The organism is Aeromicrobium sp. PFPM2_SD2 (assembly GCF_057364525.1).
In genome coordinates, this window is record NZ_JBNFNZ010000333.1 from 1 (window position 1) to 2,787 (window position 2,787).

2 protein-coding genes and 1 pseudogene are annotated in these 2,787 nt (G+C 72.9%); 1 reads left to right on the plus strand and 2 read right to left on the minus strand.

Annotation, left to right across the window (positions count from 1 at the left end; all coding sequences use genetic code 11):
* Nucleotides 1-150 precede the first annotated feature (150 nt).
* Nucleotides 151-1,094, minus strand: a pseudogene (locus tag AC2W7G_RS13100) (phosphotriesterase family protein).
* 261 nt (nt 1,095-1,355) lie between these two features.
* On the minus strand, nt 1,356-2,468 hold the full coding sequence (locus AC2W7G_RS13105) for a substrate-binding domain-containing protein (protein ID WP_485868829.1): 1,113 nt from the start codon (nt 2,466-2,468) through the stop codon (nt 1,356-1,358).
* Here AC2W7G_RS13105 and AC2W7G_RS13110 point away from each other — a divergent pair.
* The coding region (locus tag AC2W7G_RS13110; protein WP_485868830.1) for a MarR family transcriptional regulator at nt 2,451-2,787 on the plus strand (337 nt) is incomplete at its 3' end. The two genes, AC2W7G_RS13105 and AC2W7G_RS13110, sit on opposite strands and share 18 nt — an antisense overlap.

Here is a 2,787-nt window from a genome sequence, read left to right on the forward strand (position 1 = left end):
CGTCCCACCCGCGCTCGTGAGCTGCTCGACGAGGTCCTGGCCCGACGCGTGGGTGGCCAGCTCGGCCTGCGCGTCCACGGAGCCGCGTCCGTCGCCCGAGCGCGGCGCGGATCTTCGTGCCGCCGAGGTCCACCCCGACGAAGACCCCGCTCACGCGGCCGCCTCCACCGTCAGCAGGCGGGCCGGCGTGCGGGCCAGCATCGTCTCGACGTCGTCCTCGGCCACGCCGCGGGCGTGCAGCATCGGGACGAAGTGCTCGGCCAGGTAGCGGTACCCGTGCGCCCCGTGCGTCGTCGGGTTCATCCAGCACTCGGCGCCGGTCAGGTCCTGGGCGAGGACGACCCGCTCGACGTGACCGGCCGCCACGAGGGCGGCGACCAGGTCGGCGCGCCGCTCGTCGGAGCGGTGGAACGCGCGCTTCGCGAACTCCCCCTCCGGACGCTCCGCGCCCCCGGGCCCGAGGAAGAAGTCCCACTCCTGCTTGCCGACGGTGTCGACCGCGACGAGCACGCCGCGCTCGGCCAGCGAGAGAGCGAGATCGACCTCGAGCTGGGTGTCCAGGTGGCCGACGACCAGACGGTCGAGGTCCGCGCCCTCCTCGAGGGCCAGGTCGACCTGGTCGTGGGCATGGTGCCGTGGGTGGTGTGGGTGAACAGCGCCAGCCCGGTGCGGCGCTGCGCCCGCAGGGCGGCGCGGAACGCCTTCTCCTCGTGGGCGGTGATCTCGCCCAGGCCGGTCGCCTGCTCGCCGAGCACGCCGGCCCGGACGGAGGTGGCGCCGATGCCGGTGGTGGCGTCGGCCACGAAGCGGTCGGTCAGCTCGTCGACCGTGGCCTCGCGGGCCCAGGCCGGGGCGAAGCTCTCCAGGTACACGGCGGTGCCGGCGACGACGTGCAGGCCGCTGCGGCGCGACACCTCGCGCAGCGCCTCGACGTTCGCGCCGTCGACGTCCCGGCCGACGACGCCGTACGGGCTCAGGTCGACCACGGTGCCGAAGCCGAGCTCGCGCAGGGGGGCGAGGGCGCCGACGGCGGCGTCGACCGCGGCCGCGCCCCAGTCGCCGGGCTGCAGGGAGAAGACGTGCTCGTGCGGCATGACGCGGCCGAGGGCCTGCGGGTCCACCGGACCGAGCACGGTCTGGACGTGAGGCACGACGGGCTCCTCGTGACGGGGAAGGGTGGTGACCTCGGGCGGGACGCTCGGGGGAGGGCGGTCCGCCCGAGGGGCGGGTGGGGAGGCCGTGGGCGGAGGGTTCTCGGGGGAAGACACCCCCGCCCACGGCGTCCGGGAGGGAGCGCGTGAGCTCCCGGCCGCGGGCGCCGACCGCGGGGATCGGCGGCGGCCCGCGGGGTCCGGCTACTTCGTGGCGGCGGCCGGCGGCTCGGTGCCGTAGTCGGCCTTCCAGGCCTCCACGAGGTTGTCGAGGGTGACCTTGACCGGCGGCGACGCCACGAGGGCGGGCGCCTGCTTGCCGATCAGGTCGTAGGCAGCGGCCGTCGCGAGGCCGCGGCCGATGTCCAGCGAGCCGTTGCCGACCATGCCGACGACGTTGCCCTCGTCGGCCATGTCGGTGGCCAGGGTGGCGTCGAGGTCGTTGGTGACGACCTTGACGTCGCTGCGCCCGGCGTTGCGCAGGGCCGAGACGACGCCCTGGGCGGCGGTCGCCCAGGAGACGTAGATGCCCTGGATGTCGGGGTTGCGCGTCAGCATCGCGGTGGCGATCTCCTCGGTGCGCGACTCGTCGGCGAAGCCCTCCTTGGCCACGACCTCGACGTCGGGGTAGGAGAAGGCGGTCCAGTCCAGGAACGCCTTGTCGCGCTGGTTGGTGAACCAGAAGTCGGCGTCGTGGAACAGGTAGCCGACCTTGCCCTTGCCGTCGAGCGCGTCGCCGAGGATCTCGGCGTTGGCCCGGCCCGCGTCGGTCAGCGACTCGGTGACGATCGAGACGAAGTCCTTGCCCGCCTCGTAGTCGCCCGGCGGCGTCGTCATGATGACGAGCGTCTTGCCCGCGTCGACGACCGGCTGGAAGGCCTTCTTGGCCGACGTGGCGTCGACCGCGATGGTCACGACGACGTCGGGGTCGAGCGCCATGACGCTCTCGACGTTGTTGGCCTGCGTGGCCGCGTCGAAGTCGGCCTGCGTGCTGGAGACGACGTCGATGCCGAGCTTCTCGAACTCCTCCGTCGCGCCCTTCTCGACCGCGGAGACGAACTCCGAGGACGTGTGCCAGACGAAGGCGGCGGTGTGCTTGCCCGAGCGGACCTTCTCGGTCTCGTCCGCGCTGAGCGTGAGGGCGTCCAGGCTCTCGGGCTTCTCGCCGTTGGGGCCGACGAACTCCAGGCTCGGCTCGGAGGCGGGACCGGACGAGGTCTCGGTGTCGTCGCCGGAGGCGCATGCGGACAGCACGAGGGCAGCGGCGGCGAGCGTCCCGACGAGGGCGCGGCGCCGGCGGTGGCGGAGAGCGTTCATGGGCGGATCCTTCTCGATGGTGGCGGCCTCGGGGGAAGGCTTGCCCAGATTTTTCTTTCATCGTGCAATCAAAGTCAAGGGATTCGTCGAGAATTGTTCGGAAGGACGCCGAAGCTCGTCGAGGAACCGCCGCCGATCTGCTACTTTTCCGGCACTGTGGAAACCAATTCCTCCGTCGAGACGCGGCGTCCGCCCGCCGACCGCGCCGTGCTCACCCAGCTCGTGCGGTCGCGTCCGAGCACCCGCACCCGCCTGGCGGCCGAGACCGGCATGTCCGCCGCCACCGTCTCGCGCGCCGTCGACCACCTCGTCGAGGCCG

Excerpts from the sequence above, each read along its gene's own strand:
- AC2W7G_RS13105 (WP_485868829.1), bottom strand. The coding sequence starts at position 2,468 with ATGAACGCTCTCCGCCACCGCCGGCGCCGCGCCCTCGTCGGGACGCTC.